Source organism: Nocardiopsis kunsanensis DSM 44524 (genome assembly GCF_000340965.1).
Lineage (GTDB): Bacteria > Actinomycetota > Actinomycetes > Streptosporangiales > Streptosporangiaceae > Nocardiopsis > Nocardiopsis kunsanensis.
Genome location: NZ_ANAY01000006.1, coordinates 236,595 through 259,835, shown reverse-complemented (window position 1 = coordinate 259,835; position 23,241 = coordinate 236,595). Strand labels below are relative to the sequence as shown.

General features: G+C 68.5%; 23 protein-coding genes. 7 read left to right on the top strand and 16 right to left on the bottom strand.

Annotation, left to right across the window (positions count from 1 at the left end):
- Positions 1–206: 206 nt before the first annotated feature.
- The 4 genes from D456_RS0105550 (at position 207) to D456_RS0105535 (ending at position 4,546) form a co-directional block, all read left to right on the top strand.
- Entirely contained in the window at positions 207–872 is a 666-nt protein-coding gene (locus D456_RS0105550) for a sigma-70 family RNA polymerase sigma factor (protein ID WP_017575171.1), read from the top strand.
- A complete protein-coding gene (gene rsrA, locus D456_RS0105545; protein ID WP_017575170.1) occupies positions 872–1,180 on the top strand; it encodes a mycothiol system anti-sigma-R factor in 309 nt (102 codons plus the stop codon). The genes D456_RS0105550 and rsrA overlap by 1 nt, the downstream gene beginning before the upstream one ends.
- A 751-nt stretch (positions 1,181–1,931) precedes the next feature.
- Positions 1,932–3,281 carry an HD-GYP domain-containing protein gene (locus D456_RS0105540; RefSeq protein ID WP_373295693.1) on the top strand — a complete coding sequence of 450 codons (1,350 nt, stop codon included), beginning with the start codon at positions 1,932–1,934 and terminating at the stop codon, positions 3,279–3,281.
- Complete coding sequence (locus D456_RS0105535; RefSeq protein WP_040698705.1) at positions 3,278–4,546, top strand: HD-GYP domain-containing protein; 1,269 nt, start codon at positions 3,278–3,280, stop codon at positions 4,544–4,546. The genes D456_RS0105540 and D456_RS0105535 overlap by 4 nt, the downstream gene beginning before the upstream one ends.
- Positions 4,547–4,638: 92 nt before the next feature.
- Here the strand turns inward: D456_RS0105535 and D456_RS0105530 are convergent, their stop codons facing one another.
- Positions 4,639–5,379 carry a GntR family transcriptional regulator gene (locus D456_RS0105530; protein WP_017575167.1) on the bottom strand — a complete coding sequence of 247 codons (741 nt, stop codon included), beginning with the start codon at positions 5,377–5,379 and terminating at the stop codon, positions 4,639–4,641.
- Positions 5,380–5,404: 25 nt separating this feature from the next.
- Positions 5,405–5,530: a hypothetical protein gene (locus D456_RS27740; RefSeq protein ID WP_017575166.1), complete on the bottom strand. Its 126-nt coding sequence runs from the start codon at positions 5,528–5,530 to the stop codon at positions 5,405–5,407.
- A gap of 14 nt (positions 5,531–5,544) precedes the next feature.
- Here D456_RS27740 and D456_RS0105520 point away from each other — a divergent pair, with 14 nt between their 5' ends.
- Positions 5,545–7,095, top strand: coding sequence for a sensor histidine kinase (locus D456_RS0105520; protein WP_017575165.1), 1,551 nt, complete (start codon positions 5,545–5,547; stop codon positions 7,093–7,095).
- Between the two features lie 149 nt (positions 7,096–7,244).
- On the opposite strand, the gene D456_RS0105515 is transcribed toward D456_RS0105520, so the two are convergent.
- Together D456_RS0105515 and D456_RS0105510 are read right to left on the bottom strand one after the other, a co-directional pair.
- Positions 7,245–7,502, bottom strand: a complete 258-nt coding sequence (locus D456_RS0105515; protein ID WP_017575164.1) for a WhiB family transcriptional regulator — start codon at positions 7,500–7,502, stop codon at positions 7,245–7,247.
- Between the two features lie 302 nt (positions 7,503–7,804).
- Entirely contained in the window at positions 7,805–8,737 is a 933-nt protein-coding gene (locus tag D456_RS0105510) for a diacylglycerol/lipid kinase family protein (RefSeq protein ID WP_017575163.1), read from the bottom strand.
- 45 nt (positions 8,738–8,782) lie between these two features.
- On the opposite strand from D456_RS0105510, the gene D456_RS0105505 reads away from it, so the two are divergent.
- Positions 8,783–9,184 (top strand): hypothetical protein, encoded by a 402-nt coding sequence (locus D456_RS0105505; protein WP_017575162.1) that lies wholly within the window; start codon positions 8,783–8,785, stop codon positions 9,182–9,184.
- 464 nt (positions 9,185–9,648) lie between these two features.
- Here D456_RS0105505 and D456_RS0105500 read toward each other — a convergent pair whose 3' ends face one another.
- The 7 genes from D456_RS0105500 to D456_RS0105470 form a co-directional block, all read right to left on the bottom strand.
- Positions 9,649–10,452 carry an RNA polymerase sigma factor SigF gene (locus tag D456_RS0105500; protein ID WP_017575161.1) on the bottom strand — a complete coding sequence of 268 codons (804 nt, stop codon included), beginning with the start codon at positions 10,450–10,452 and terminating at the stop codon, positions 9,649–9,651.
- Positions 10,449–10,874 (bottom strand): ATP-binding protein, encoded by a 426-nt coding sequence (locus D456_RS0105495; protein ID WP_017575160.1) that lies wholly within the window; start codon positions 10,872–10,874, stop codon positions 10,449–10,451. Before D456_RS0105495 ends, D456_RS0105500 begins: the two co-directional genes overlap by 4 nt.
- 126 nt (positions 10,875–11,000) lie before the next feature.
- Entirely contained in the window at positions 11,001–11,492 is a 492-nt protein-coding gene (locus D456_RS0105490; protein ID WP_026115596.1) for a GNAT family N-acetyltransferase, read from the bottom strand.
- A gap of 83 nt (positions 11,493–11,575) precedes the next feature.
- Positions 11,576–12,157 (bottom strand): class I SAM-dependent methyltransferase, encoded by a 582-nt coding sequence (locus D456_RS0105485; protein WP_017575158.1) that lies wholly within the window; start codon positions 12,155–12,157, stop codon positions 11,576–11,578.
- 289 nt (positions 12,158–12,446) lie between these two features.
- Positions 12,447–13,265, bottom strand: a complete 819-nt coding sequence (locus D456_RS0105480; RefSeq protein WP_017575157.1) for an amino acid ABC transporter ATP-binding protein — start codon at positions 13,263–13,265, stop codon at positions 12,447–12,449.
- Entirely contained in the window at positions 13,265–14,224 is a 960-nt protein-coding gene (locus tag D456_RS0105475; RefSeq protein ID WP_026115595.1) for an amino acid ABC transporter permease, read from the bottom strand. The genes D456_RS0105480 and D456_RS0105475 overlap by 1 nt, the downstream gene beginning before the upstream one ends.
- A 109-nt stretch (positions 14,225–14,333) precedes the next feature.
- On the bottom strand, positions 14,334–15,188 hold the full coding sequence (locus tag D456_RS0105470; RefSeq protein WP_017575155.1) for an ABC transporter substrate-binding protein: 855 nt from the start codon (positions 15,186–15,188) through the stop codon (positions 14,334–14,336).
- A gap of 375 nt (positions 15,189–15,563) precedes the next feature.
- Between D456_RS0105470 and D456_RS0105465 the strand changes: the two genes are divergently transcribed.
- Complete coding sequence (locus D456_RS0105465) at positions 15,564–16,760, top strand: NAD(P)-dependent malic enzyme (RefSeq protein WP_026115594.1); 1,197 nt, start codon at positions 15,564–15,566, stop codon at positions 16,758–16,760.
- An 86-nt stretch (positions 16,761–16,846) separates the two neighbouring features.
- On the opposite strand, the gene D456_RS0105460 is transcribed toward D456_RS0105465, so the two are convergent.
- The 5 genes from D456_RS0105460 to D456_RS0105440 all read right to left on the bottom strand — a co-directional run bounded on the left by D456_RS0105460 (position 16,847) and on the right by D456_RS0105440 (position 23,071).
- A complete protein-coding gene (locus D456_RS0105460; RefSeq protein ID WP_017575153.1) occupies positions 16,847–17,029 on the bottom strand; it encodes a hypothetical protein in 183 nt (60 codons plus the stop codon).
- Between the two features lie 137 nt (positions 17,030–17,166).
- Positions 17,167–18,132: a PadR family transcriptional regulator gene (locus tag D456_RS0105455; protein ID WP_017575152.1), complete on the bottom strand. Its 966-nt coding sequence runs from the start codon at positions 18,130–18,132 to the stop codon at positions 17,167–17,169.
- On the bottom strand, positions 18,133–18,984 hold the full coding sequence (locus D456_RS0105450) for a DUF4097 family beta strand repeat-containing protein (protein WP_017575151.1): 852 nt from the start codon (positions 18,982–18,984) through the stop codon (positions 18,133–18,135).
- Between the two features lie 198 nt (positions 18,985–19,182).
- Positions 19,183–19,362 (bottom strand): DUF6104 family protein, encoded by a 180-nt coding sequence (locus tag D456_RS0105445; RefSeq protein WP_017575150.1) that lies wholly within the window; start codon positions 19,360–19,362, stop codon positions 19,183–19,185.
- A 70-nt stretch (positions 19,363–19,432) separates the two neighbouring features.
- The gene (locus D456_RS0105440; protein ID WP_040698702.1) at positions 19,433–23,071 is read right to left on the bottom strand and encodes a multifunctional oxoglutarate decarboxylase/oxoglutarate dehydrogenase thiamine pyrophosphate-binding subunit/dihydrolipoyllysine-residue succinyltransferase subunit; all 3,639 of its coding nucleotides are present in this window, start codon (positions 23,069–23,071) and stop codon (positions 19,433–19,435) included.
- Positions 23,072–23,241: the final 170 nt, after the last annotated feature.

The window sequence follows — 23,241 nt, the reverse complement described above, 5'->3', positions numbered from 1 at the left end:
AGCCTCGGGGCGAGTCTCCCGGGGCCAGAACGAGACCCCGAGGAGGCGGCGACCAAATGCCGACAGCTGGGTCGTGCCTGGAGCGCGAGGAAACGCGGGTGACGTCACGCGACGTCGGTGCCCCGGCCTCACCTGTGGGAACGTATCGTTGGGACGATACGGATGTCCCAGTGGGGAACAGCGCGAGGAGGCCGACAGGCTTGGAAATGGGCCAGGAGCAGGAGACAGCCGAGGAGCGGGATCAGCGCTTCGAGAGGGACGTGCTGCCTTATCTCGACCAGCTCTACTCTGCGGCGCTGCGGATGACCCGGAACCCCGCGGACGCGGAGGACCTCGTTCAGGAGACCTTCGCCAAGGCGTTCGGTTCGTTCCACCAGTTCAAGCAGGGGACGAATCTCAAGGCGTGGCTGTACCGCATCCTCACCAACACCTTCATCAACTCCTACCGCAAGAAACAGCGTGAGCCGAAGCAGGCCGGGACCGAGGACGTCGAGGACTGGCAGTTGGCTCAGGCCGCTTCCCACACGGCGGCCGGTCTGAAGTCGGCCGAGGCGGAGGCGCTCGAGCACCTGCCCGACAGCGACGTCAAGCGGGCTCTGCAGGAGCTGGCCGAGGACTTCCGGATCGCGGTCTACCTCGCCGACGTGGAGGGGTTCGCGTACAAGGAGGTCGCCGAGATCATGGGGACGCCGATCGGGACCGTGATGTCCCGTCTGCACCGCGGCCGGCGTCAGCTGCGCACGCTGCTGGAGGAGTACGCGGTCGACCGCGGTTTCCTCCCCGCCGCGCGTGCGGCCGAGACCGCGGGTGCGGTGACGGGGTCCGCGAACGGGCGGACGGAGACGGCTGGGTCGGATCGAGGAGACCGGTGATGAGTGTCGGGCACGGCAAAGACAACGAGACCCCGTGCAGCGAGGTCCTCGACAATCTCTACACCTACATCGACGGTGAGCTGGAGGCGGGCAACTACGGCGTGGTGCGCGAACACCTCGACGGCTGTTCGCCCTGCCTGGAGGAGTACGGGCTCGAAGAGGCCGTGAAGAAGCTCGTCGCCAAGCACTGCGGGTGCGACCCGGTCCCGTTGGACCTGCGGGACAAGGTGCTGTCGCGTCTGGCTCAGGCGCGCAACGAGCAGCTGGCCAAGGAAGCCGGGGCCGAGCCTCCGAACACACCGGCCTGAGCCGGGCACACCCGGAACCGGGCGGCGGTCGAATTGTTCGACCGCCGCCTTTTCTGTGTCTTTTTGTTGGGAATTAATTCTTCTGTCACGGTGTGTTGTGTGTTGTTCCGGTTTGTGCTGTTTGTGGGAATTATGTTCCGGGTGTCACCCGGTGTTCCTGGTTTTGGTCGGGTGACCCTTCACGGGTGCAGGTGGAGGGGGTGGCGACACGCCCGTGGGGGTGGTGTCCTCCAGGGGTGTGGTCGGTTCGAAATCTTTTTACCCAACTTCTTTGTGCCGCTTCTGGGTGATTACGACTGGTAGTCATGCCTGTTGGCAGCTGTACTACTTGCTGTCTGCACCCCTGCAGGGGCCGGGGTGATGGGTTTCTGCGAACCCGAACAGTCAATTACGTACAGTAGTTGAAGGGCATTACTACCTGAATTAGTAATTCCATATGGCGAAAATTTCAAGTTGTTTTCGTGGTGAGAGTGGCGCAGTTCGGGTTGGCGGTAATCGCTCCGCTGTGATTGGCCGTTAAACTGGACTCCATATCCAACGAATGCGGTAATTTGCGCGGCGTGTTCGGTGCCGCCGGGCCGCTGCGCAATGAAGAGAGGAGTTCCAGATGTTCGGTCACCCGATGCTCAGCACGGCTACCACTGCGGGGATCGCATCCACCTTCAACGGATGGTCCTGGTGGTAGAACAGAAACGGTGAAACCATGACGGTCCGGTCGCCAGTCGGTGGGGGGTGAACACGGGTGCGGGCTCTGCCAGGGGGCGCTCGCGTCTACGTCGGGGTCGTTGTCGTCAGCGCGGCGGCCGTGGTGCTGGTCGGTCCCCACACGGGGATCGACGTATGGACGCTGGTGCTCCTCGCGGTCCTGTTCGTCGTCGCGGAATCGGTCGGTACGGCGGTCCTGTCCGACGTTCGGGCAGGGATCTCCCCGAGCTCCGCGGTCGCGCTCGCCTCGGTGGTCCTGCTGGGGCCGGTCGGGGCCGCGGTGGTCGGGTTCTCCGCCGGCCTCACCATCCGCCGGCTGGCACTGGTCAAACGGGCCTTCAACGGGGCGCAGTTCGCGCTCTCGGCCTACACCGCCGGACTCGCCTACATCATGCTGGGCGGTCCCGTGGGCCCCCCGGGGAGTGAGGACTTCCCGGGCGTCCTGGTGCCCTACCTCGCGGCGGTGGCCACCCACACCGTGGTCAACCTGGTGCTCATGAGCGCTCTGCTGTGGACCCTCGGGGCGGTCCGGCACCTGAGCCGTGACGTGCTCGGCCGCCGCCCCCTGGCCGTCGTCGAGCTCACCTCGCTCGGCTACCAGGTCATCGGCCTGGCGATCGCGGCGATCTGGTCCGGTGTCGGTGTCATCGCCCCCCTGCTCGTGCTCTTCCCCCTTTTCATCGCCCGGTGGACCTTCACCCAGCAGGCCAACGAGGTCCGCGCCCACGAAGCCACCCTGGAGACCCTCTGCCAGGCGGTCGAGACCAAGGACCACTACACCCGCGGCCACTGCATGCGCGTGGCCGAGGGATCGGCGATGATCGCCCGCGAACTCGGTATGTCCGCCGAACGTGTGCAGAAGATCCGCTACGCCGGAATGCTGCACGACATCGGCAAACTCGGGGTGCCCACCAAGATCCTCCAGAAGACCGGCAAACTCGACGACGACGAGTACGCCGCCATCAAGCTGCACCCCACGAGGGGGTACGAGATCGTCCGCGAGATCGGCTTCCTCGACGAGGCCCTCGACGGCATCCGCCACCACCACGAGCGCCTGGACGGCCGCGGCTACCCCATGGGACTGCTGGGCATGGAGATCCCCGAGTCGGCTCGGATCATCAGCGTGGCCGACGTCTTCGACTGCCTGACCTCCACACGCTCCTACCGCGAGGCCTGGAGCGCGGAAGCGGCCATCGTCGAGCTCCGCCGCTGTGCCGGGACCCAGTTCGATCCCCGGATGGTCGAGGCCCTGGTCCGTGCCGTCGAGCGCGAGGGGTGGAGCACACCCGACATCGAGGAACCGCCCGGCGGCTGCTACGGGCAGGTCGCGGCGGCGCGTGCGGGCCAGGGCGACCTCGCCGGTCCGAGCCGTTCCAGCTCGGGCGGGCGTGAATGATGCCGACCCGGCGGGAGAACGGGAACGCGGACTGGACCCGCCGTCCCCTGCACACCACGCTGTTGGCCCTGGTCGTGGGGGTCTCGGTCACCGCTCTGCTGTGGACCGCTCTGAACGGCGTCGAAGAACCCGTCGTTGCCCTCGTCTTCTGCCTCTTCGTGGCCGGCGGCGAACTGGCCCGCATCACCCTGCCGGGGGACCGCGAGGTCGCCCCCGTGGCTTCCGCCGGGGCGATCAGTTACGCGTTCGCCGTCAGCCTGGGGGAGGGGGCACTGGAACACTCGGCCGCACAGGTCGTCGCGGTCGCCGCGATCGGTGTGCTCATGGGCGAGCTCCCGCACGTGGCCGTGGGGCGCAGCCCCGCGGTCGAGGACGTAGCCCGCCGACTGCTGACCGTCATGCTCCTGGCGTGGACCTTCCGTCCCATGGCCGAGGAACTGTCGTTGTCGGGCCTGTCGGTCACCGGCGCCGTCCTGATGCTGGCGTTGGTGGTGGCGGTCTGGACCGTGGACTCCGTCCTGTCCGCACTGCTGCGCGCCGAGCGGCTGCGCACCCGGCTGTGGGTCACGGTGCGCGACGAGATGCGTGCCCAGTTCGCGGTCGGCGGGGTCGTCGGTTCGAGCGCGGTGCTCATCGCCCTGGCCTGCAGCGTCTCCGGGCTCTTGGGCCTGTTCGTCTTCTCCGCGCCGCTGCTCGTCTCCCACGTGGCCTTCCGCCGCTACGCCGAGATCCGCCGCACCTACCTGGAGACCGTGCGGGCCTTGTCCCGGGTCACCGAGGTCGGCGGTTACGTGGAGAACGGGCACTCGCGCCGTGTCAGCCGCCTCTCGAACGCCGTGGCCTGCGAGATGGGTTTCTCCGAGGCCGAGCTGCTCAGCCTGGAGTACGCCGCCCTCATGCACGACATCGGCCAACTGTCCCTGAGCGAACCCATCGCCGGCGGGGCCACCGTGCTCGCCTCACCCCTCGAGCAGCGCCGCATCGCCGAACTCGGGTCGGGGATCATCCGTCAGACCGGTGTGCTCGACACCGTGGCCGAGACCGTCCGGCGCCAGTGTGAACCGGTGGGCGGGGACGGCCGTGCGGGCGCGCCCCCGATGGCCAGCCGCATCATCAAGGTCGCCAATGCCTTCGACGACCTGGTCGGCTCCGGGGGCGGGGACGAACGCCGGGCGGCGGTCGTCGAACGCCTGCGTATGGACGCAGGAACCGAGTACGACCCCGAGGTCGTCGGCGCTCTCACCCGGGTCCTGACGAGGACGTGAGGGCCCGCCCGGCGGCCCCGGCCGGGGCGGGGTGGCACAGGGCCGGTGCCGCACACCGCCGACACCGTCGATGCAGGGCCCCGGCCGGGGGATCAGTCCACCGGGGGCCGCAGGCGTGTGACGAACTTGTACCGGTCACCCCGGTAGAGCGAGTGCACCCACTCGACGGGGTGGCCGTCGGAGTCGAAACTGTGCTGGGAGTGCAGGACCAGGGGCAGCCCCACGTCCACGCCCAGGAGCCGGGCCTCGTTCGGGGTCGCCAGCACCGTCTCGATCGAGGCCTCCGCCTCGGCCAGAGACACGTCGTACGCGCTCGCGAGAGCCTCGTAGAGCGACGCGTAGCGGTCCAGCTGGCGTCGCAGGCCGGGGAAGCGCCGTGCGGCCAGATGGGCGGTCTCCACGGCCATGGGTTCGCCGTTGGCGAGTCGGAGCCGTTCGATGCGCAGTACACGCCCGCCCGACCGGATCGCCAGGAGTTCGGCGAGCTGGTCGTCGGCGTTGATGTAGCTCACGTCGAGGATGCGGGTGGCCGGGTGCAGGCCGTGCGCCCGCATCTCCTGCGTGTAGCTGGTCAACTGGAGGATCTGGGCGACCTTGGGTTTTGCCACGAAGGTGCCCTTGCCCTGGATGCGCAGCAGCCGGCCCTCGACCACCATCTCGGTCAGGGCCTGGCGCACGGTGGTGCGCGAGGTACCGAACTGGGTGGCCAGGGCGCGCTCGGGCGGTACCGGATTGCCCGCGGGCATAGCCTCGATGAGTTCGAGCAGCTGTTTCTTGACCAGGTAGTACTTCGGCACCCTGGGGTTGCCGTCGACTGTCTGCCGGCCGGTCATCCGTCTCCTCTGCCGCGTCCCGGGCTCACTCCGCGCCCTCGGTCACCGTGGCCGGTCGGAGGCGTTCGGGGTCGGTGTGGAGCCCGTGTGCGACACCGATTGGTATGGACCACTGGTTGAGTGCGTACCCCTTGAGTATGCCTTCCTTCATGGGATGATTTGTGAGTGCCTCACCTCAGTGATCTCATCAGGCGACACACGTCACTCAAACAAGCCGATCTGGAGTGGATCTACTCCCTGGTCTCGGACTGGCAGTTGCTGGCCGACCTCTCCTTCGCCGACCTGGTCCTGTGGGTCCGGCTGCGCGGTGACGACGGATGGGTGGCCATCGCCCAGATGCGCCCCACGACCGGCCCCACGGCTTTTCAGGACGACCTGGTGGAGAGCGTTCTGCGCGACGACATGGGCGGCGTCGACCCGCGCTCGGTCCCCAGGCTCGTGGGGCGGCGGGCGCTCATCGACCGGGCCTGGGACGAGGGGCGGATCTGCCGCGACGGCGACCCGGACTGGTCCGGCGGGGTCCCGGTCCGTGAGGAGACCGTCCCCGTGCGACGTGAGGGACGACTCATCGGGGTCATCCAGCGCAGCACCAACCTCAGCTCGGCGCGCACCCCCAGCCGCTTGGAACTGACCTACCTGCAGAGCGCGGGGGACCTCGCACAGATGATCGCCGAGGGTGCTTTCCCCTTCAGCGACCAGGGGCCCCTCATGGTCCGCTCGCCCCGTGTCGGGGACGGGCTGCTGCGGCTGGACCAGAACGGCGAGGTCGTCTACGCCAGTCCCAACGCCCTCTCGGCCTACCGGCGCCTGGGGCTGACCGCCGACCTCGTCGGGGGACGCCTGGACCGCACCACGTCGGAACTGGCCGCCCAGGGCGAGGCGCGTGACGAGAACCTCACCTACACCGCCAGCGGACGCGCGCCGCAGGAGGCCGAGGTCGAGGCGCGGGGGGTCACCGTGCAGCTGCGTGCCATCCCGCTGGTGATCGACGGGGTGCGTATCGCCGCGCTGGTCATGGTCCGCGACGTCACCGAGCTGCGCCGCCGCGAGCGTGAACTCATGACCAAGGACGCCACGATCCGGGAGATCCACCACCGGGTCAAGAACAACCTCCAGACCGTCGCGGCGCTGCTGCGCCTGCAGTCGCGGCGCCTGGACGTGCCCGAGGCGCGCACCGCCCTGGACGAGGCCGTCGGGCGTGTGGGTTCGATCGCGATCGTGCACGAGATGCTCTCGCACACCCCCGACGAGGTCGTGGACTTCGACGACATCGCAGACCGGGTCATGCAGATGGCCGCGGAGGTCTCCACCACGAAGGGTTCGGTGATCCCACGCCGGACCGGAGGGTTCGGCCTGCTCAACGCACTGGTGGCGACACCGTTGTCGATGGTGCTGGCGGAGCTGGTGCAGAACGCGGTGGAACACGGTCTGGGACAGGGCCCGGGGCACATCGAAGTGCGGGTGCGCCGTTACGACGCGGGGCCGGGTTTTCCGGGTTCGAGCCAGCTGGAACTGGCGGTCTCCGACGACGGCGGCGGCCTGCCCGAGGACTTCGACCTGGAGGGCACCAAGAGCCTGGGGCTGCAGATCGTGCGCACTCTCATCGTCGGCGAGCTGGACGGGTCCTTGGAGATCAGACCCAAGGACGACGGCGGCACGGAGGTGGCGATCACTCTGCCGTTGGACCGGGACGAAGGGGAGGTGCCCCGCAGGTAGGGAGGCCGTGCCGACCGTCCCGTGACCCTGCTGGGGAGAGGAGGAGGGCCCCGCTGCGCCGGGCGGGGGCCTTCGTGGTCGGGCCTGTGCGGATGAGCCTTCTGCTGTTCGGCTCTCCGCTGGAGCGGCCCCAGTGGGCTGGAACGGCCCTAGTGGCTTCGGGCCATCGGGCGCCGGCCCGCACCGCGTTTGCGGAGCGCACGGCGCTCCTCCTCGCTGGTGCCGCCCCAGACACCGCCGTCCTGTCCGCTCTCGAGGGCCCACTGGAGGCAGGCCGAGCTGACGGGGCAGCGCTGGCAGACCGCCTTGGCTTCCTCGATCTGGATCAGTGCGGGGCCGAAGTTGCCGATGGGGAAGAAGAGCTCCGGGTCTTCGTCACGGCAGGCTGCGTCGTGGCGCCAGTCCATGCGGTCCACTCCTCACGTGAGGCGATCGGGGGTTGTGAAGGCTTTCACGATCGATCGTGTGCGTGCGCGGATGTGCATCGGGAGCCCAGCGGGCGGACCCACCGGTGAATTCCTTGCCGAGTACGTTTCGGAGGTCCACCCCACAACCGTGTGGAGGCACCCAGGTTAACTCGCCCGTAACTCGCGGCGATATCTTGAGCGTGGCAGGGTTCAACGACCCATGCAAGAGGTCCCGAGACCAAAGGTCCTGTTCACGGTGTCGTATGCGTCACATTGCCCATGAATTCGTTCTCGTGGCGCAATTAGCAGACGATTCGTAATGCGTTCGGTAGCGATCGGCAGTTGACCTGTTCTCGGTCCCCCAGGTATTCGCCGTCGATCTGGAAGGCTCTGGGGCGGTCGGACGTGATCGTCAGTGAGTGCTCGTCGTGCCAGGTCAGGTACCCTTCGCCCTGCTCGGGCAGGCCTTTGGGGAAGAACATCTGAGAGAGAATCCATCCCGTCACGGCGGTCGAGGAGTGCGTCAACGCGAAAGCGTCGAGACCCAACTCGAAACGCGAGGCAGGGGTGGGCTGCAACGGCAGGGCGCCCGCGTAGGTCCACGGTGTCGTGTTGGTGACCAGTGCGAAATACACGTTGTTGCAAGATGTGCCACCACCGGACACGCGCAGTGACGGATCGCGGATATCGCCCTGGAAGAAGAGCTTCATCGCGACTTCTGCGTACAGCGCGGGTGTGGCCCTGCGGCCGTGGCGCCGCTCGTCCTCGACGCGCTGCACGACGTCGGCGTCCCAACCGAAGCCGGCGCAGAAGGTGAAGTAACGGTCCGCCGTACCGTCGTCGACCAGACCCAGGCCGATCTCGCGTTCACTGCCCTCGCGCAGGGCCCTCAGTACCGCGCCGGTGGCCTCGACCGGGTCCGCAGGCATCCCCAGGGAACGGATGAACACGTTCGCGCTGCCGCCGGGCAGGACGGCAAAGCGTGGTCGGGGCAGATGGGAGGGTGCCTCCAACAGACCGTTGACGATCTCGTTGACGGTGCCGTCACCACCGAGGCCGATCAGGAGGCCGTAGCCCTGCTCGGCCGCGGACGCGGCGAGTTCACGAGCGTGGTCGCGGTGTGTGGTGACCACCGTGGTCAGGTCCAGCTCGGAGCGCAGGGCGCCCTCGATGGCCTCGTGCGACCGGGACGTGGTCGTGGTCGCTCTGGGATTGACGATGAAAAGGGCACGCACCCGGCCAGTGTAGGGGGATCTCGGGTGCGCGGATAAGCTCGGAGTGTGTCTTCGCGTCCCTTCACCATCGTCATCGCCGCCGCTCTCCAGGCACTGCTCGGCCTGGCGGCCGTACTGGGCGGCCTCTACAGCCTTTACTCGGCCGTCATCGGCCAGGTCAACGACGTGATGTCGGCGATCCCGCTGGCCGCCGCGGGCCTGGGCGTCGGCGCACTCCTGGTGTTCGTCGCGCGCGGCCTCTGGCAGCTCAACGACTGGGCCCGCACACCGGTCTTCCTCACCCAGCTCTTTCTCGCGGTGATCGCCTACTACATGTTCACCGGCGAACAGTACGCCGCCGCGGCCCTGCTCGGCGCCGTCGCGGTGGCTGCCGGAGCCGCTGTCCTCTCGCCGCCCTCGACGGCGGTGCTCTTCCCGGCTGCCCAGGAACCCCGGAAGAAACGCTGAGGCACCTGCCCGGCGGTGAGCGACGAGAGAACGCGGGGACGCCGGTTCCTCGTCCCACACGCCACCGGCCTGCCCGGCGCCTGCTGCGCGCCGGGGTGCCTGTGCCGCGACGCCCGGACCGCGTGGCCGCGGCTTCTGGACGGAGGGGTGAGAGTGTGGGCGTTCAGAGGCCCGTGGAGGCACGTGCACAGGTACTGCGGGGCCCGGGCAAGGGCCGAGCGGTTCCTGTGTCTCTGCATGGACGAGGGGACGCGTCATCGCGACCCGGTGTGTGTTGCCCGCCGTCTTCGCCGGGCTCGCCTGGTCTCTCTCGGCCGGCCCGGGATCCACGGGCCGGAGCAGTGCCCACTGCGGGGCTCGTGCTGTGTCGGGAGGTGTAGTGCGGGATCGGGCACGCCGCAGCGAGGAGCTCTGCCGGAGGGGGTGTCCCCGGCGGCCGCCCCTCGGCGACCGCCGGGACCGGATCAGTCCTCCGTGGTCAGTGCCGTCCGGAGCTGAGCGAGTGTCCTCGCCAGGAGACGGGACACGTGCATCTGCGAGATCCCCAGTTCCTGGGCGATCTGGGACTGTGTCATGTTGCCGAAGAAGCGCAGCAGCAGGATGCGCTTCTCCCGGGGCGGCAGTTGTTCCAGGAGCGGCTTGAGTGACTCCCGGTACTCCACCCCCTCCAGGGACTCGTCCACGATCCCCAAGGAGTCCGCGACCGCAGGGGCGTCCTCGTCACCGCTGTCGGGGGCGTCCAGGGACACCGTCGAGTAGGCGTTGGCGGACTCCAGGCCCTCCAACACCTCCTCCTCCGACATGCTGAGGTGTGCCGCGAGCTCGGCGACCGTCGGCGAACGCCCCTCCCGTTGGGACAGGTCGCTGACGGCCTTGGTGAGCGAGAGCTTCAACTCCTGGAGGCGTCGGGGTACCCGGACCGCCCAGCCCTTGTCACGGAAATGGCGCTTGATCTCACCGACGATGGTGGGCGTGGCGTAGGTCGAGAACTCCACGCCCCTGTCCAGATCGAAACGGTCGATGGACTTGATGAGCCCGATCGTCGCGACCTGGGTGAGATCGTCCAACCACTCGCCGCGGTTGCGGAACCGGCGGGCCAGGTACTCCACCAGCGGAAGGTGGAGCTCCACGAGCTCGTCGCGGATCTGCCGCCGCTCCGCTGACTCCGGGTCGAGTTCACCCAGGCGTTCGAACAACTCTCTGGCGCGTGCCCGGTCGGGCACCGCGTGTTCGGTCTTGGCTGTCAGAGCGGGCCCCCTTTCGCTCACGTCGGCTCCAGCGTGCCGCGGCGCTTGTACAGAACGATGAAGACGCGGTCGTCGGGGCCGACATCGGCGTCGACGTCACCCGCGAGCGCGGACAGGACCGTCCACGCGAACGTGTCGCGGGCGGGGAGGCGTCCGTCGGCTGTCAGTACCGACACGGAGATGCGCATCCCCTCGGGGGTCAGTTCGAATTCGGTGGTCAGTTCTGTGCCGGGCAATGCCTGGGAGAGCAGCATCGCGCAGGCCTCGTCGACGCCGATCCTCAGGTCCTCGATCTCGTCGAGGGTGAAGTCGAGTCGCGCGGCGAGTCCCGCCGTCGCCGTCCGCAGTACGGACAGGTAGGCGCTGTCCGCGGGCATGTTGACGGTGACAGCGTCGCGGACACCGGCCGCGTCGGCCGTGGGCACGGCGGTTTCTTCGGTCACGTCCCTCCTTCGGGGGGCGGGGTTGCCGCTTGAGAGCAATGTATCTCGTTTCACCCTGCCACTGGCGCAAGGGATAGCAGATCGTGTCCGTGCGACGACGCACGAACACAGGACGAACGGCCGCGATCAGCGGCCGGAAGCACCCAAGGACTCCAGCGCGTCGCCGTCCAACCGGCGGACCGTCCAACCATCCATCGGGGCCGACCCGAGGGACTCGTAGAAACGGATCGCGGGTGTGTTCCAGTCCAGGACACTCCACTCCAATCGCCGGTAGCCGCGCTCCACACAGATGCGCGCCAGGTTCTGCAACAACGCGAACCCGTGGCCCAGTCCCCGGTGTTCGGGGCGCACGTACAGATCTTCCAGGTGGATCCCGTGCCGACCCGTCCAGGTGGAGTAGGTCAGGAACCACAGCGCGAACCCCGCGGTGACCTGGGAACCGTCCTCCCCGGTGTGTTCGGCCACGTGCGCGAAGACCGCTGGGGACTGCGCGAACAGCGACCGGTGCAGGTCTGCCTCCGTGGCCTCGACGGCGTCGGGCTCCTTCTCGTACTCGGCCAGTTCTTCGATCAGACGATGGATCTCCGGGACGTCGCCGGGTCGGGCAGGGCGGATCAAACGGATCACCTTGGTCAGGGGCTGGTACGAACGGTCCCTGCCAGGATATGCGCAGGCCGGGACGGTACCGGGACCCCCGGCGGTCACGGACGGTGCGCGACCACACGTTCGATCGTCCCCAGCAGCAGCCGGTCGTGGTGCCCTACACGGAACCCCGCCTCCACCGCGACCTCGCGCGGCAGCCGTCGGGGGTTGCCGCGGCGCCGTTGGAAGAAACGGAAGGGAAAACGGGTCCGGCCGATCCGGTCGACCATGAGCAGGCGGCCCCCCGGTTCCAGGACGCGGTACATCTCCCGCATCCCCTGCTCCTGGTCCTCGACCACCCCCAACGTGAGGGTGCACATGACGGTGTCGAAGGAGCGGTCGGGGAAGTCGAGGTCCTGCACGTCACCGATGAGGAAATGGCCCGGGAGAGCCAGGTCCGCGGCGTGTTCGCGGGCCCGCTCGATCTTCCGCGGGTCGGGGTCGACGGCGGTCAGGCGCACCTGGGGCGGGTAGAACGGCAGATTGCGGCCCGAGCCCACACCGACCTCGAGGGTGCGCCCGCGCGCGCCCGCGCACAGGAGCTCCCTGGTCCGGTGCAGGAGGTGCCCCGGCACATGTTCACCGTGGTCCTGCCGGTCGGCCGGGTCGTCCCGGTGTCTGCGCTCCGAGCGCGATGCCATGCCACTCCTGGGAAGGGGATGTCCACACCATGACTCTGGGTCCCCTGCGTCTCCTGGTCAAGAGCGGGGCCAGGGTGTTTCACCGGCAGGCACCGGATCCCGCGCCTGCCCGGGTCGGGACCCGGTCCGTGCACGGCCCCCTCCTTTCGGAGGCCGGACCGTCGGTCCCGCTGTCGCAGAGGAACCCGTCAGCGTGCAGCGGGCCGTGCCTCGGCGAAGCCGGAACCAGCGCCGGGCGAGCCGGGAACGGGCCGTGGTGGGGCCGCACGGCGGAACGCGGCCCCACGGCTCAGAACAGCACCTTGGACAAGAAGGCCTGGGTGCGCTCGTGCTGCGGGTCGTTGAGCACCTCCGCGGGTGGCCCGGACTCCACGACCATGCCGTCGTCCATGAAGACCAGGGAGTCGCCCACCTCGCGTGCGAACCCCATCTCGTGGGTGACCACGACCATCGTCATCCCACCGCGCGCCAGGTCCCGCATGACGTCGAGGACATCACCGACCAGCTCCGGGTCCAGGGCACTGGTGGGCTCGTCGAACAGCATCAGGTTCGGTTCCATGGCCAGCGCGCGGGCGATGGCAACACGTTGTTGCTGACCGCCGGAGAGCTGTTCCGGGTGGACGTCGGCCTTGTCCGGCAGGCCCACCCGCTCCAGCAGCTGCATGCCGCGCTCGACCGCCTGGGCCCGGGGGACCCTGTTGACCTGGATCGGTGCCTCGACGACGTTGCCCAGGGCGGTCAGGTGCGGAAACAGGTTGAACCGTTGGAAGACCATGCCGATGTCGCGGCGCTGAGCGGCGATCTCCTTGTCGCGCAGTTCGTGCAGGCGCCCACGCTTCTGGTGGAACCCCATGAGCTCGCCGTCGAACCACAAGCGGCCGGCGGTCAGCTTCTCCAGATGGTTGATGCAGCGCAGGAACGTGGACTTGCCCGAACCGGACGGGCCCACGACGCACATGACCTCACCGCGGCGCACCTCCAGGTCGATGCCCTTGAGCACCTCCAGGCGTCCGAAGCTCTTGTGCACGTTCTCGGCCACGACCAGTGCGTCGGAGGGCAGCTCGGCGCCTTCCGTAGTCTCGACGACGGCCTCGTCGCTCTCGCTCATCAGTGTCGCCCTCCGACCGTCCGGATCCTGGCACCGCGCTGCTCGGGGTTGAACCGGCGCTCGATGAAGTACTGGCCCACCATCAGCACGCTCGTGATGGCCAGGTACCACAGGCACGCTGCCACCAGCATCGGGAAGATCTGGTAGGTCTTCGTGCCGATGGCCTGGAGCTGGTAGAACAGCTCGATCGTCACCGGTACGTACGCCAACAACGCGGTGTCCTTGAGCATCGCGATGGTCTCGTTGCCGGTCGGCGGAATGACCACCCGCATCGCCTGGGGCAGGGTGATACGGCGCAGGATCCTGCCGCGGTTCATGCCGAGCGCCTGGGCGGCCTCGGTCTGGCCCTTGTCGACCGACTGCAGGCCCGCGCGGATGATCTCGGCCATGTAGGCGCCCTCGGACAGCGCCAGCGCCAACAGGCCGGCCATGTACCCGCTCAGGGCGGTGCGCACGTCGATCTCGAAGAAGCGGGCCTCGCCCTCCAGACCCAGCAGCGGCATCCAGTAGTTGTCGAAGGGCAGCCCGATCTGGATCGTCGCGTAGAGGATCGCGAGGTTGCCGAAGAGTACGGCCAGGACCAGCCGGGGCACACCGCGGAAGAACCACGTGTACAGCCACGCCACGGTCACCAGCACGGGGTTGCCGGACAGGCGCATCACCGCCAGGACGATGCCCAGCAGGATGCCGATGATCATCGAGAGCACGGTCGCGCTCAGGGTCACCCCGACACCGCGCACCACGGGGTCGGAGAACATGTTGTCCCACATGAACGGCCAGTTGAAGGCCTCGTTCGTGAACAGCATGTGCACGAACATCGCGGCGAGGACCAGGACGACACACGCGGCGGCCCACCGCTCCGGGTAACGGACGGGGACGGCGGACATCGGTTCGGTGGGACGGCTCGGCGGGGGGTTCTCCAGTGCCGGGCCCTCCGACGATTCTGTCGGTGTGGACACAGATCGGTCTTTCACTCGTGTGTTCGGCGGTCGGGCCGCCGACCGGTGGACACGGGAAGGGCGGGCGCGCCGGGTGCGCCCGCCCGGGCCGGGGGAGAGGGAGGGGAACCTACTCGCCGACGGAGGGGTTGACCTCGGCGGCTTCGATGGAGCCGGCGTCGATCCCCCACTCCTCGAGGATCCCGTCGTAGGTGCCGTTCTCCATGATCGTGTTGAAGGCCTCGGCCAGCTCGTCGGCCCGCTCGGTGTCGTCCTGGTGCAGTACGACACCGTAGGGAGCGGCGTCGTACTGGTCGCCGATGAACTCCAGGACGTCGTCGCCGGTCTGTTCCAGGGCGTAGGCCGATGTGGGCATGTCTGCCAGCGAGGCGTCGTTGACACCGGAGACGACGGTCTCGGTCGCCTGCGGCTGGTTCGGGAACTTCTCGATGGTGATCGGGTCGTCGCCGTCCTCGACACAGGCCTCGCTGCGGGCCTCGATGTCGTCGTCGTGCGTGGTGCCGGTCTGCACCGCGATGCGCATGCCGCAGGCGTCGTCGGGGGAGACGTCCGCGGGGTTGCCCGCCTGGGCGAACCACTGCGTGCCGGAGGAGAAGTAGCTGACCATGTTGACCTCCTCCATACGCTGTTCCGTGACGGTGAAGGAGGAGGAACCCATGTCATAGGTACCGGAGTTCACGCCGATGATGATGGCGTCGAAATTGGCCGGTTCCCACTCGGCCTCCAGCCCCATCTCGGCCAGCGCCGCCTCGACGAGTTCGACATTGAAACCGAGGACCGTCTCGCCGTCGGTGTCCAGGTACTCACCGGGCGGGTACTCCGCTTCCACACCGATGGTGACGGTCTCGCCGGCGGCCGAGTCGTCCTCCCCGCCGCTGCCGCATCCGGTCAGGACGAGTGCGGCGGCCAGGGGCAGGGCACCGAGGGCGTACCGGTGGGCGGCTCGTGTCGTGAGCAGGGCCATGTGCAGTCTCCTTCTTCCTTCTGCACGAAGTTACTGGTCGGAGACGGATCGAGGGTCCACCGCCCAGATCTGTGCGACATAGGGGACGTGACGGCAATCGTCGGTGCCGACTCATCTTGGCCACCCGCGATTTTTCTCCGATCACCGTTGTGAGAGGATTGGATAACGGGTCATCCCCGACTGATGAGGCGGCCGCGCAGTACTCGTATAGGAGTCCGGCGAAGCACGACTCCCCGGCGACACCACCGGTCATGGCCGACCGGCGCCGGAGGAGCTCCCCTAGCACCCCACGTCTTTGCACGCGGGCCGCGTTCGACGACCGCTCCGTCATGGCCGACGGCAGCCGGCAGTACAGACCTGAAGGGTTTGAGTGAGTTGACCACTGTTCCGCATTCCCAGAATCCAGAGACCGCCACAGCGAAGTTGGACGAGGACCCGGCCTTCGCCCTGCACCGAGGCGGAAAGCTGCACGTGACCTCGTCCGTGGACGTCAACGACCCGGCGGGTCTCTCCCTGGCCTACACACCCGGGGTCGCCCGCGTGTGCAACGCCATCGCCGACAGGCCCGAGCTCGTCGACACCTACACGTGGAAGAGCAACCTGGTGGCCGTGGTCACCGACGGAACCGCCGTTCTGGGCCTGGGCAACATCGGCCCCGAAGCTTCCCTGCCGGTCATGGAGGGCAAGTCCCTGCTCTTCAAGCAGTTCGCCGGGGTCGACTCCGTCCCGATCGCGCTCACCTGCTCCGACGTGGACGAGTTCGTCGAGACCGTCGCCCGTATGGCGCCCTCCTTCGGCGGCGTCAACCTGGAGGACATCGCGGCTCCGCGCTGCTTCGAGATCGAAGCGCGCCTGCGTGAGCGCCTGAACGTCCCGGTCTTCCACGACGACCAGCACGGCACCGCGATCGTGACCGTCGCCGCCCTGCACAACGCCGCCCGCTTGACCGGCCGCAGCATCGGTGACCTGCGCGCCGTCGTCTCCGGTGCCGGCGCAGCCGGCGTGGCCGTGACCAAGATGCTCGTCGACGGCGGCATCGGCGACATCGCCGTCGCCGACTCCAAGGGCCTGATCCACCAGGGCCGCGAGGGGCTCACCCCGGTCAAGCGCGAGCTCGCCGAGATCAGCAACAAGTCCGGCCTGACCGGCTCCACCGAGTCCGCCCTGGAGGGCGCCGACGTCTTCATCGGACTCTCCGCGGGGGAGGTCGACGAGTCGGTCGTGGCCTCCATGGCCGAGAACGCCGTCGTCTTCGCGATGGCCAACCCCAACCCCGAGGTGCACCCCGAAGTCGCGCGCAAGTACGCCAGTGTCGTGGCGACCGGCCGCAGCGACTTCCCCAACCAGATCAACAACGTCCTGGCCTTCCCCGGCATCTTCCGGGGCGCCTTCGACGCCGGGGCCAGCGACATCACCGAGAACATGAAGCAGGCCGCCGCGCGTGCGCTGGCCGACCTGGTCGGTGACGACCTGTCCGCCGACTACGTGATCCCCAGCGCCTTCGACGTGCGGGTGGCCCCCGCAGTCGCCACGGCCGTGGCCGAGCAGGCCCGCGCCGACGGCGTCGCCTGACCCGGGAGACGAACACGGGGCGGGGCCGACCACCGGTCGGCCCCGCCCTTCGTCGCTCCTCGGCCACCTCGGACGGGCGTGGTCCCTCACCGGGGCGGGCCGCTCCCCTCGACGAGCCCGGCGAGGGCCTCCTGCAGGTCGGCCACGGCCGAGTCCGGGTCGGCGCCCCGGCCGCGTGCTCCGACCCCCGGGCGGATCCGGGCACGGGCGCACCAGAAGCCGTCCTCGTCCTGTTCGAGGGTGTACGGGACAGCCGGGACCTGCGTCATCGGCGCTCCAATCCGTCGGTGTCTTCGGTGGGTGCCGAAGGCTGCCCTGTTCGCAGACTCCGGCGGCGTACACATGGAAGGGGCCGGGAGACACGCCCCCGCGTCGCCTCCCGGCCCCTTCCGTGTCCGGGGCGCCGTCAGCTCCCCTTGGTGGCTTCACCGTCCTCGTCGACGGCCGTGCTCCACGGGCCGGAAGCGGCTCCGCCGTTGCCCGGGTCTCCGCCGGTGCCGGGCCGGCCCTCCTCCGGTCCGGGCCGCGTGTCCTCGTCCGTGCGGGGCTCCCCCGAGCCGCTCCCGTCGGTCCCGGGCCCCTCGTGCGGGGGACCCCAGGTGCGCATGTCGCGGCGGATGACCTCCACCGTCTCGTCGAGGATGCGCCGCAGGTCGACCGCGGCCGCGCCGCCGATGTGGCCGGCCTCGCGGACCACCTCGCGCACCCGGTCGCTGAAGTCGCGCAGCTCCCGGTCGAAGGCGCTCCGGCCGTCGTCGGCCCGCTCGCCGCCGGAGGGGGCTTCCTCATGCTCCCCGGGCTCCTCGTGTTCCCGGGGGCCGCCGCGCCAGGACGTACCCAGATTGGTGAAGGAGCGGGCGAAACGCCCCCACTCCTCGGCCCAGCTCGATCCGCCCTGCGCCGAACCTCCCGGTTCCTGCGAACCGGCCCCCTCGTTCCGCCACGACGCGGGCCCGGGGCTCTCGGGGCCGCCCGCACCCCCTCCTTCGCGGCGGGTCTGGGAGAACTTCAGTTCCTCCCGCAGTGAGCTGATCGTGGAGCGCACGTCCTGCTTGACCGCACGGGCGACGTCGCGCACCGAGTCGGTGATCTCCTGCTCCAGGTCCCTCAGGTCGCTCTCGCGTTCCCGCAGCTCCTCACGGCCCTTGTCGGTGAGGCGGTAGACCTTGCGCCCGCCCTCTTCGGTGTGGGTGACCAGGCCCTCCTCCTCCAACCGGGCCAGCCGCGGGTAGATGGTGCCGGGAGAAGGCGAGTACACCCCCAGGAACCGGTCGCGCAGCAGGCTGATGATCTCGTAACCGTGCCGGGGACTCTCGTCCAGCATCTTGAGCAGATACAGGCGGAGTCTGCCGTGGCCGAAGATGGTGCTCATTCAGGCCCCCTCGGGGATCGCCGCAGGTGCCTCGGGCGCGCGCCGCAGCAGGGCGGTACGGCCGGAGACGGTGTTGGTGGTGATGGAGGCGGGATCGGCGCCGATGCCGACCGTGCCGCTCAGGGAGTTGCGTGCGGTCGCGGTCTTGCGGTCCAGCCCGAAGTCGGACTCGAGCCGGCCGGAGACCGAACGCAACTCGGCCGAGGCCGAGGTCTCGGCCGGCACCCGGAGCGCGATCTCGCCGGAGACCGTCTTGAGGCGGACCTTGGCCGAGGGCGTCAGGTCCGAGTCGGCCAGGATCTGCCCCGAAGCAGTGTTGGCGCGCAAGGAGGACAGGCGGCCGCCCGCCACGGCGAGGCGTCCGCTCGCACTGTTGAAGCCCAGGCTGCCGCCCTGCCCCCGCGCGGACACGTCGCCCGAGGCGGTGTTGATGTCGGTGTCGCCGGAGACGTCGTCGAGTGTGACCTCGCCGGTGGCGGTCCTGACGTTGGTCCGCGCGGACAGGCCGGCCGCCACGACCGGAGCGCTCGCGGTGGTGACCTCGACCGGGCACTGGGACGGGACCCGCAGGTTGACCGTGGCCCGGCGCGAGCCCACCCCCTTGTACGTGCTGAGCTGAACGGGCTTGAGCCGGTCGAGCAGGCCCTGTGCGGTGAGGTCCTCGTAGTGGATGGTGAGGATGCCCGCTTCCTGGGAGACCGTGACGGGCTCGCCGATGATGTCGGTGATCTCGAAGGTCACGGGGTCGTCGGTGGGCAGGATGTTGACGTGGCCGCCGATGATACGGACGCGCAACGCGACGATTCCGTCCAGGGTCTGGGTCGTCGGCGTGTCGACAGTCCAATGTGACATCTGTGGGGTCCCTTCGCTCGCTCCGTCCCTTCACGATATGTCGTGAGTGGAGCAAGCTCAAGATATGTCGCGGATTCTCAGGGGTGGGTCCGCGACGTCCCGGGGACGCCTCCGGGCGAGCCCGGACACACAGAGGGGCCCGGGTCCGGACACATGGTGTTCCCAGCGTCCGGGCCCGGGCCCCCACCCGGCTTCCGCCTACTCTTCGTCCTCGTCGTCCAAGCGGGCCAACCACGTGGCCAACCGGTCGACCGATGTCTCGAACTCGGGGTTCAGGTCGGTGAAGACCCGCAACTGCTCGGAGAGCCAGGCGAAACTGACCTCCTCGCCGCCGCGACGGTTCTCCAGCTCCTCGATCCCGCGGTCGGTGTAGTACATGATCTCTTCTCAGGGCCTCGGAAGTCGGGCCGGGCCGCGGGGCGTATCGACGCGCCCCGCGGCCCCGTTTCTACTCGGCGGGCGGGAAGACCGTGTCCACCAGGGCCCGCTGCTCGGCCTCGTGCCGCTTGGCCGAGCCGGCCGCGGGCGCGGAGGAGGCCGGACGCGAGATCCGGGTGAACGGGCGGTCGAGCTGCTCGGAGAAGACCAGAGCCACGAAGGGCCACGGCCCCATGTTCGCCGGCTCCTCCTGCACCCACAGGACCTCGCCCGCGTTCGGGAAGGCCTTGAGCTGCTCGCGGATCTCCTCGATCGGCAGCGGGTAGAGGCGCTCGGTACGGATGATCGCCGTGTGCTTGTCCCCGCTGGCCTTCCGAGCGGCGTCCAGGTCGTAGTAGATCTTGCCCGAGCACAGCACCACGCGGCGGACCTGGTCCGGCTCGATCGAGTCGTCGACGATCAGCGGCTCGAAGTAGCCGTTGGTGAAGTCGGCGGTGGTCGAGACGGCGGCCTTGTTGCGCAGCAGCGACTTGGGCGTGAAGACCACGAGCGGGCGCTCCAGCGGCGACTTGGCCTGCCAACGCAGCAGGTGGAAGTAGCTCGCCGGGGTACTCGGGTTGGCGACCGTCATGTTCTCCTGAGCGCACTGCTGCAGGAACCGCTCTATGCGGGCCGACGAGTGGTCCGGGCCCTGACCCTCGTAGCCGTGCGGCAGCAGCAGGGTCACGCTGGAGCGCTGGCCCCACTTCTGCTCACCGGAACTGATGTACTCGTCGATGATGCTCTGCGCACCGTTGACGAAGTCACCGAACTGCGCCTCCCACATGACCAGTGCCTCGGGGCGGACCAGGGAGTAGCCGTACTCGAAGCCCAGCGCCGCGTACTCGCTCAGCAGCGAGTCGTGCACGTGGAACTTCGTGGTGCCCTTGTCGAACTGCTTGAGCGGCGTGTGGGGCTCGCCCGTCTCACGGTTCATGATGGTGGCGTGGCGCTGGGTGAACGTGCCGCGTCGGCTGTCCTGACCGATCAGGCGCACCGAGTGCTCGTCCAGCAGCAACGAACCGAAGGCCAGCAGCTCACCTGTGGCCCAGTCGATGGTGTCCTTCTCGACCATCTGAGCGCGTCGGGTGAGCTGCGGGGCCAGACGCGGGTGCGCCGTGAAGTCCTCGGGCAGGTTCACCTGCGTGTCGATGACCCGCTTGACGGTCTCGCCGCTGATGGCGCTCTCGACCTTGGTGTGGTCCAGGTGCGACTCGGTGAAGACCTCGGGACGGACGACGGAACCGGGCTCGATCGGCTTCTTCTCGACCTCGCGGGTCTCCTTGAAGGCGCGCTCCAGCTCGTTCTGGAAGTCGCGCAGGGCCTGCTCGGCCTCCTCCATCGTGATGTCGCCGCGGCCGACCAGGGCCTCGGTGTACAGCTTGCGCGTGGAGCGCTTGCTGTCGATCACGTCGTACATCAGCGGCTGGGTGAAGGCGGGGTTGTCGCCCTCGTTGTGCCCGCGGCGGCGGTAGCACACCAGGTCGATGACGACGTCCTTGTTGAACGCCTGGCGGTAGGCGAAGGCCAGTTCGGCGACACGGACCACAGCCTCGGGGTCGTCCCCGTTGACGTGGAAGATCGGCGCCTGGACCATCCGCGCCACATCGGTGGCGTAGACGCTGGAACGGCTGTCGTCGGGTGTGGTGGTGAAGCCGACCTGGTTGTTCAGGACGACGTGCACCGTCCCGCCGGTACGGTAACCGCGCAGCTGCGACAGGTTGAGGGTCTCGGCGACCACACCCTGGCCGGCGAAGGCCGCGTCGCCGTGGATGAGCAGCGGGAGCACGGTGAAGCCGTGCGGGCCCTTGTCGAGTACGTCCTGCTTGGCCCGGACGATGCCCTCCAGGACCGGGTTGACCGTCTCCAGGTGGGAGGGGTTGGCGGCGAGGTGGATGTCGATCTTCTCGCCGTCGTAGGTCTCGAAGACGCCCTCCGTGCCCAGGTGGTACTTGACGTCACCGGAACCGTGGGAGCTGCGGGGGTCGAGGTTGCCCTCGAACTCGCCGAAGATCTGCCCGTAGGACTTTCCGCAGATGTTGCCGAGCACGTTGAGGCGGCCGCGGTGGGCCATACCGATGACGGTCTCGTCCAGCCCGGCCTTGGCCGCCCTGGTGAGCACACCGTCCAGCAGCGGGATCAGGGACTCCCCGCCCTCGAGGGAGAAGCGCTTCTGACCCACGTACTTGGTCTGCAGGAAGGTCTCGAACGCCTCGGCGTTGTTGAGCCGGCGCAGGATGCGCAGCTGCTCGTCTCGGTCGACCTTCTCGTGCTCACGCTCGACGTGCGACTGGATCCACTCGCGCTCCTCCGGGCTCTGGATGTGCATGTACTCGATACCCACTGTGCGGCAGTAGGTGTCGCGCAGCACGCCCAGGACGTCCCGGAGCGGCATGACCTGCTTGCCGCCGAAGCCGCCGGTGGGGAACTCGCGGTCGAGGTCCCACAGCGTCAGCCCGTGCTCGAGGACGTCGAGGTCGGGGTGCTTGCGCTGCTCGTGCTTCAGCGGGTTGGTGTCGGCCATGAGGTGGCCGCGCACACGGTAGGCGTGGATCAGCTCCTGGACCCGGGCGGTCTTGTCGAGCTGGGTCGCCGGGTTGACGTGGATGTCCTGCACCCAGCGGACCGGCTCGTACGGGATCCGCAGAGCGTTGAAGATCTCGTCGTAGAAGCCGTCCTCGCCCAGCAGCAGCTGGTGGATGCGGCGCAGGAACTCACCCGACTGCGCACCCTGGATGATGCGGTGGTCGTAGGTGGAGGTCAGTGTCATGACCTTGCTGATACCGAGCTCGCTCAGGGTGTCCTGGGAGGCGCCCTGGAACTCGGCGGGGTACTCCATGGCCCCGACACCGAGAATGGTGCCCTGCCCGGGCATCAGGCGCGGCACGGAGTGCACGGTGCCGATGCCGCCGGGGTTGGTGAGGCTGATGGTGGTGCCCTGGAAGTCCGGGATGCCCAGCTTGTTGTTGCGGGCCTTGCGGACGAGGTCCTCGTAGCCGCCCCAGAACTCCGCGAAGTCCATGTTCTCGGCCGACTTGATGGAGGGCACGACCAGCTGGCGGGAACCGTCCTTCTTCTGGAGGTCGATCGCCAGGCCGAAGTTGACGTGCTCGGGCTTGGCCACGCCCGGCTTGCCGTCGACCTCGACGTAGGAGTGGTTCATCTCCGGCATGGCCGCCAGGGCCTTGACCATGGCGTAGCCGATGATGTGCGTGAAGGAGACCTTCCCGCCACGGGCACGCCGGAGGTGGTTGTTGATGACGATGCGGTTGTCGAACAGGAGCTTGACCGGAACCGCGCGCACGCTGGTCGCGGTCGGCAGCTCGAGACTGGACTCCATGTTGGTGGCCGTGCGCGCCGGAGCGCCACGCAGGCGCTCGCGCTTCACGTCGTCCTCGTCCTCCGAGGACGCCGGAGCCTTCTTGCTCTTGGTGTCCTTGCTGTCCTTCTTCGGCGCGGCCTGATCGGCGGGGGTCTTCTTCTCGTTCTGCGCCTTCGCAGCACCCCCACTCTTCGAGCCGGCCGACTCCGCGGGCTTGTAGTCCGCGAAGAAGTTCCACCAGGCCTTGTCAACGGAGTTCCGGTCGTTGAGGTACTTCTGGTAGAGCTCCTCGACCAACCACTCGTTAGGCCCGAAATCTGTCAGGGGTTGAGACGCCTGAGACGACACGGCGGAGATCGCCCACTTCCGCAGCTCGCTTGTGAATGTGAATGACGACGGGTGGCTGTCCGGCGGGCCGGGCTCGAGTCGATGCAGGATTTTCCCCGCTCGGACGGGGAGGCATCCGGCCTCGCCAGCACTCGTCATGTACCAGGCTACTTGTACCTACCTCTTGAGCG

Excerpts from the sequence above, each read along its gene's own strand:
- D456_RS0105550 (WP_017575171.1), top strand. The coding sequence starts at position 207 with ATGGGCCAGGAGCAGGAGACAGCCGAGGAGCGGGATCAGCGCTTCGAG.
- rsrA (WP_017575170.1), top strand. The coding sequence starts at position 872 with ATGAGTGTCGGGCACGGCAAAGACAACGAGACCCCGTGCAGCGAGGTC.
- D456_RS0105535 (WP_040698705.1), top strand. The coding sequence starts at position 3,278 with ATGATGCCGACCCGGCGGGAGAACGGGAACGCGGACTGGACCCGCCGT.
- D456_RS0105530 (WP_017575167.1), bottom strand. The coding sequence starts at position 5,379 with ATGACCGGCCGGCAGACAGTCGACGGCAACCCCAGGGTGCCGAAGTAC.
- D456_RS27740 (WP_017575166.1), bottom strand. The coding sequence starts at position 5,530 with ATGAAGGAAGGCATACTCAAGGGGTACGCACTCAACCAGTGGTCCATA.
- D456_RS0105515 (WP_017575164.1), bottom strand. The coding sequence starts at position 7,502 with ATGGACTGGCGCCACGACGCAGCCTGCCGTGACGAAGACCCGGAGCTC.
- D456_RS0105485 (WP_017575158.1), bottom strand. The coding sequence starts at position 12,157 with ATGGCATCGCGCTCGGAGCGCAGACACCGGGACGACCCGGCCGACCGG.
- D456_RS0105480 (WP_017575157.1), bottom strand. The coding sequence starts at position 13,265 with ATGAGCGAGAGCGACGAGGCCGTCGTCGAGACTACGGAAGGCGCCGAG.
- D456_RS0105470 (WP_017575155.1), bottom strand. The coding sequence starts at position 15,188 with ATGGCCCTGCTCACGACACGAGCCGCCCACCGGTACGCCCTCGGTGCC.
- D456_RS0105460 (WP_017575153.1), bottom strand. The coding sequence starts at position 17,029 with ATGACGCAGGTCCCGGCTGTCCCGTACACCCTCGAACAGGACGAGGAC.
- D456_RS0105455 (WP_017575152.1), bottom strand. The coding sequence starts at position 18,132 with ATGAGCACCATCTTCGGCCACGGCAGACTCCGCCTGTATCTGCTCAAG.
- D456_RS0105450 (WP_017575151.1), bottom strand. The coding sequence starts at position 18,984 with ATGTCACATTGGACTGTCGACACGCCGACGACCCAGACCCTGGACGGA.
- D456_RS0105445 (WP_017575150.1), bottom strand. The coding sequence starts at position 19,362 with ATGTACTACACCGACCGCGGGATCGAGGAGCTGGAGAACCGTCGCGGC.